Below are 5,719 nucleotides of genomic sequence, written 5' to 3'. Positions count from 1 at the left end.
TATAAGAAAAGTAGTAGCTCAACGAGCTAACTATAGTCAAAATAATAGTAAAAAAGGCAATTTCTGTATTATTACAATAGAAATTGCCTTATTCTCTCTAATCAAAGATCTTTATGTCCCAACCTCTCTTTCTCTCTAGTTAAAGACCTTTATGTCCCAGCCTCTTCAACATCTCGGCAGTAGATGACTGATTTGAAAATGCGCTTATATCAAGCTTTTTTCAATTCTAATCATCCTTGCCGGGGCGGGACAGAAATCTTTTTATTCAAATTAGATTTCTGTCCCGCTCCCTGATAGTAGAACTATGCGACTATCACATCAATTAACGTTATGTACGTCTTCTATAGTTTAAACTCACTTGTAAAGTGATAATTATGATTGAGGTAGTGACAAGCAATGTGACATACGGTATGACATTATTTTCTCCTTGAATACCTACCAATGGACTGACCGCTCCTCCTAAGACAAATTGGAAGAGGCCGAGTAAACTTGAAGCATTACCGCTGCCACCTGTACGCGATTCCATAGCTAGCGCAAAGCTTAAAGGACCTATGCCTGTAACCGGACAGACATTGAGGAAGAAGCCAAGTATTAATACCCATAGCGGCAAATGCGTAAGTACTGTGACTACGATAATGATAACACCCGTCATTTGTATTGTAGTTAATATGACGAGAAGCGTTAATCGATTAAAGTACTCAACTAGCATCGCCGTCAGTTGACTAATAACGATCAGACCAATACCATTCATTGTAATGATAACGCTGAATTTTTGTGGTGATAAATGATACATATTAGCAGTGATGAACGGGGCTGCTGATGCAAAGCTAAATAACATGACATAAGTCAAACCTTGAATAAACATCGGAAGTAAGAATTTCGGCTTCTTTAAAAGCGTTAGATAATCTTTAAGTATTACGTTGAAATTCAAACGCGCAATATTTTGCTCTCTCGTTTCCTCCATCTTAAAGGCAGCAAGAACAAGAATGACTAAACTAATAAGACTTAATAGTATAAAGATAGCTTTCCAATTTCCTAGCGTTAGGGCATAACCACCCAATAGTGGAGCGACTATTGTCACAATGCCATTAACGACCAATAAGGAAGAGATAGATTTTGCTAATTTAGTACCTTGTTGTTTATCTCCAACAGAGGCCTTAGCAATGACAATTGCGCCGCCGCCAGTCATTCCTTGAACAAAGCGTAAGATAAGGAAAAATGATAAGGTCGATGTAAAAACTGCTGCAATTGAAGCCAGTACATAGACGGCTATAATTATGAGTGCGACTTTTTTTCGCCCAAACGCATCTGATAAGGGACCGAATAGGAATTGACCTATCGCTAGCCCGATCATAGCGAAGGATAAGGTGAGTTGTGCCTGAGAAGCTGTAATGTCGAAACTACTTTTAACGTTGGTTAGCGAAACGTTGTACATATCGATAGTCAACGGTCCAAAGGTCGTCATCACACCTAAGACAATGATGAGCATCAAGGGGAAGCGTTGTGAAAGTTGCTGATTCATGAAATTACTCCTTTATCTTTATAAGAGCGTTTGTAATATAGTATGTTATTCAAAAACCATTAAAAGCTCCGAAATTTAAAACTTAATATTGATACTAACTTAATTTGAGTAATCGCGCTACATTCTCAGCCGTATATTCTAAATTTATTGCGCCGTTTTTCAATGCAGTGTTCAGATCTACATGTCGTTGCATAATACTGAATACACTATCTATACCATATTGGTAAACAGCCTGATAGCCATCGCCAAGTACGCCATTGAGTGCTATTACGCGAATGTTATATCGTTGTGCTATTTGAGCTACGCCTATTGGTGTCTTGCCATATATAGATTGGTAATCCAGTTGCCCTTCGCCCGTAATGATGAGATCCGCATCTCTAGCATATTTCTCAAAGTGAGTTTCTTGCAATACGACGTCTATACCGCGCGTGAGCTCAGCATTTAAGAAGGCTATCAACGCAGCACCTACGCCTCCCGCTGCACCAGCGCCAGGGCGATCTTTCACATTTTTATTAAGCTGTTGTACGAGTTGAGTGTGATAATGCGTTAAAGCGGATTCTAATTCACTCTTCATAGCTAGCGTAGCTCCTTTTTGTTCAGTGTAAATAGCCGTAGCGCCTTGTTCTCCTAATAATGGGTTATTTACATCAGAAGCTACGATAAGCTCTATCTGATGTAGTCTTTCATCGAGAGCACTCGTATCAATCGAACTTATCTGACTTAGAGCAAGACCGCCGCAAGGAATTTCTTCTCCAGAGTGATCTAAAAATTTAACGCCTAGAGCTTGCATCATCCCCACACCACCATCATTGGTGGCACTTCCACCAAGACCGATAATTAGTCTTTTAGCATGATGGTCAAGCGCATCTTTAATAAGTTCACCTGTGCCGTAAGAAGTCGTTTCGGCAGGATTACGTTCTTCCTCAGTGAGTAAATCTAAGCCGGAAGCTGCCGCCAGTTCAATAATAGCAGTGGCATGGCGAGCAGAATAACCATATACACTTGTTATCGGTCGCATGATGGGATCGTGAGCTTCTACTAGTATGCGTTCGGCATCTAACGCATCCATTAACGCTTCGGTCGTACCTTCTCCGCCATCAGCCATAGGAATGATCTTATACTCTGTAGTAGCAGGAGAATAGAGCTTAGAGAAACCACGTAAGATAGCTTCTGCTGCCTCTTTAGCAGACATGCTACCTTTAAAAGAATCTGGCGCAATAACAACTTTATTCAGTTCCACTTTACTCACCTCATTACGATAATTGATTAATAGTGTTATATAACAACCTCAGTTTAAATTATATTTAGAATAAATGCTATAGTTGGGGCATTTGTTTAAGGACTAAGTTTAATGAGTACGCACATGTGTAGGAGCGTAAACTTGAAATAAGCTGAGTTAATTATTAGAAATAGAGTGCAGATCAAAGGGATGAGGCTGGGACATAATGTAACGTCTCAGCCGCTTTCAGCATCTTGGCAGTAGATGACTGATTTGAAAATGCGCTTGTATCAAGCTTTTTTCAATTCTAGTCATCCTTGCCGGGGCGGGACAACGAAATCTTTTTTATTCAAATTAGATTTCTGTCCCGCTCCCTAAGCATTGAGCACGATGGGGGAATATTATAGGATTGAGAGTAAATAGTTAGAGGCATCGTTTAGCTTCATCCACATTGTTAAAGGGTATTTATGAAATTATCAACGACCACCTTGAAATCATTAAGTTTATTATTGTTGGCGGCATCAATACACTTAATGATTATGTTGTGTATTTATCATTACTAAAGTTATGTCACATGTATTATATAGTAAGCCATGTTATAGGATTTATAGTGGCTTTAATTATATCTTAATTGCTATTTCGTTTATCAAGTGCGACCTACGTTCAATAAGTTCTTACAATTTCCACTTTCTCACTTAGTGAATATAGGATTACAAACAGGTCTATTATATATATTGGTACATTGTTTTCATCTCAATTCCACTTTAGCGCTATTCTTAGGATTTATTATTACTGTAACTGTGACATTTATACTGTCAAAATGGATTCTTCAAGATGAGTAAAATGAAGTTGAGGCAACTATGAGTAATAAACATGTCTAAAGTGTAAGATGATATTTAGGATAGGCTAATAAAACTTTTTATATTTTTGTATTATATAATTTTAAAATAAAAATCATTGTAAATAGAGTGAAGGTTCGTCATAATAGATACCTAATCTTATTAAAGGTGGGCTGCATCATGACTCAAAGTGATAAACTCAAGTTGGCTCAAAGAGGCGCATACTTAAGTTTAATTGTCTACATCGTACTAGCTGGGGTTAAATATGGCACGGGCTTATTGTACCACTCAGCTGCAGTAAGAGCGGACGGTCTCAATAACATGACAGACATTCTTGTCTCATTAGCAGTATTAATAGGCTTAAAGATTTCTATTAAGCCACCAGATCAGAATCATCCATACGGTCATCTTAAATCGGAAAATATTTCGACGTTGCTCGTCTCATTTATCATCATGTTTGTAGGTGTGCAAGTTATCATTGAGAATGCTCCTCGTTTAGTTACTGGCGAACAGCATACACCCAGTTTAATAACGATTTATGTCAGTGTGATCAGCGGTATAGTTATGTTAGTCGTTTATTATGTAAATCGTCAATTAGCACGAAAGACTCATAGCAGCTCATTAAAGTCGGCTTCGAAAGACAACCTTTCAGATGCACTAGTAAGTATAGGGACAGCAGTTGGTTTGATTTTTACACAGCTTGGAATTTCTATAATTGATACTTTGATTGCCTTAGTACTCGGTATCATAATTATTTATACAGGGTTTGGAATATTACGTGAATCAATATTTACCTTGAGTGATGGATTTAATGAAAGGGATTTAGAATATTACAAGAGCTATGTATTAGAAGTCCCAGATGTATTGGATGTAGGGAGCATTAAAGGCAGATATTATGGGAGTAGCGTGTTTGTAGATGTAACTATTATTGTGGAGGCAAAGCTTTCATTAGAGGAAGCTCATCATATTTGTGATCAAGTAGAGCGTCATATGCATGAACGAGGCGTTAGTTATGTTTACGTGCATCCAGAACCTAACAGTATTGTAGATTAGGCTAATAAGGTTAGCAGCAAGGGAGCGGGACAGAAATCTAATTTGAATAAAAAGATTTCTGTCCCGCTCCCAATATCTTGAGTGCCCGTTGACTCTCACATAAATAGCTTTAGTTTAATTTCATTTCTGTAAAGGGTAAACTAATATTGAGAAGATAAACACTTTATAAAGAAAGAAGGAAAACTATGCCGAAACTCATATTGTGTAGACACGGACAAAGTGATTGGAACGCGAAGAACTTGTTTACCGGTTGGGCAGATGTTGATCTATCTGATCAAGGTCGTCAAGAAGCTATTGAGTCAGGTCGAAAGCTTAAATCTCAAGGTATAACTATCGATTATGTGCATACTTCCTTACTCAAGCGTGCGATTAATACCACGTATCATTTATTAAACGAGTCTGATCAGTTATTCTTACCTGTAGTAAAGAGTTGGAGATTAAATGAGCGCCATTACGGTGGCCTTCAAGGGCTTAACAAAGATGATGCGCGCGAGGAATTTGGTGAAGAACAAGTCCATGTGTGGCGACGTTCTTATGATACTGCTCCACCTGAACAAAGTGAGAAACAACGTCAGGAGTATCTCAATGATCGTCGTTATCAACATTTAGATCGGCGTATTATGCCCGAGTCTGAGAGCTTAAAGGATACGTTAGAACGTGTAATTCCGTATTGGAATGACGAGATCTCTCAACAACTATTAGCTGATCAGACAGTACTTGTTTCTGCTCATGGTAATTCTTTACGTGCGTTGATTAAGTACCTTGAGGGGCTATCTGATGACGAAATCGTAGGTTATGTGATTAAGACTGGAAAGCCATTAATTTACGAGTTAGATGATGCGTTAAAGGTTAAAGATAAATATTATCTATAGTAATGAAAGCTGCCAGGCGATGGGAGCGAGACAGAAATCTAATTTGAATGAAAAGATTTCGTAGTCCCGCCCCGGCAAGAAAGAGGCTGGGACATAAATCCCAGAAAAAATAGCACTCAGATGATTTAATTCATTTCATCTGAGTGCTTCTTCATATTCCATACTTCGTATTATTGGCTCGCTTTCCTAGGGTGCCGTCTCAGCCTCGGTCTTC

At 38.4% G+C, this 5,719-nt stretch carries 4 protein-coding genes and 1 pseudogene; 3 read left to right on the top strand and 2 right to left on the bottom strand.

The window, feature by feature from the left end; genetic code table 11:
• Window positions 1-328: 328 nt before the first annotated feature.
• Together tcaB and N9R04_RS11160 are read right to left on the bottom strand one after the other, a co-directional pair.
• On the bottom strand, window positions 329-1,522 hold the full coding sequence (gene tcaB / locus N9R04_RS11165; protein WP_262856853.1) for a putative multidrug effflux MFS transporter TcaB: 1,194 nt from the start codon (window positions 1,520-1,522) through the stop codon (window positions 329-331).
• 94 nt (window positions 1,523-1,616) lie between these two features.
• A complete protein-coding gene (locus N9R04_RS11160) occupies window positions 1,617-2,762 on the bottom strand; it encodes a glycerate kinase (protein WP_262856851.1) in 1,146 nt (381 codons plus the stop codon).
• A gap of 442 nt (window positions 2,763-3,204) precedes the next feature.
• Here N9R04_RS11160 and N9R04_RS11155 point away from each other — a divergent pair.
• The 3 genes and pseudogenes from N9R04_RS11155 (at window position 3,205) to N9R04_RS11145 (ending at window position 5,505) form a co-directional block, all read left to right on the top strand.
• A pseudogene (locus N9R04_RS11155) lies at window positions 3,205-3,583 on the top strand (GtrA family protein).
• Window positions 3,584-3,760: 177 nt separating this feature from the next.
• Window positions 3,761-4,633, top strand: coding sequence for a cation diffusion facilitator family transporter (locus tag N9R04_RS11150; protein WP_262856850.1), 873 nt, complete (start codon window positions 3,761-3,763; stop codon window positions 4,631-4,633).
• 185 nt (window positions 4,634-4,818) lie between these two features.
• Window positions 4,819-5,505, top strand: coding sequence for a 2,3-diphosphoglycerate-dependent phosphoglycerate mutase (locus N9R04_RS11145; RefSeq protein WP_262856848.1), 687 nt, complete (start codon window positions 4,819-4,821; stop codon window positions 5,503-5,505).
• Window positions 5,506-5,719: the final 214 nt, after the last annotated feature.

Origin of the sequence: Staphylococcus marylandisciuri (assembly GCF_025519785.1) — a bacterium.
Lineage (GTDB): Bacteria > Bacillota > Bacilli > Staphylococcales > Staphylococcaceae > Staphylococcus > Staphylococcus marylandisciuri.
This window is presented reverse-complemented; position numbering and strand designations above follow the sequence as displayed.

Coding starts and splice junctions, on each gene's coding strand:
- tcaB (WP_262856853.1), bottom strand. CDS start 1,522: ATGAATCAGCAACTTTCACAACGCTTCCCCTTGATGCTCATCATTGTC.
- N9R04_RS11150 (WP_262856850.1), top strand. CDS start 3,761: ATGACTCAAAGTGATAAACTCAAGTTGGCTCAAAGAGGCGCATACTTA.
- N9R04_RS11145 (WP_262856848.1), top strand. CDS start 4,819: ATGCCGAAACTCATATTGTGTAGACACGGACAAAGTGATTGGAACGCG.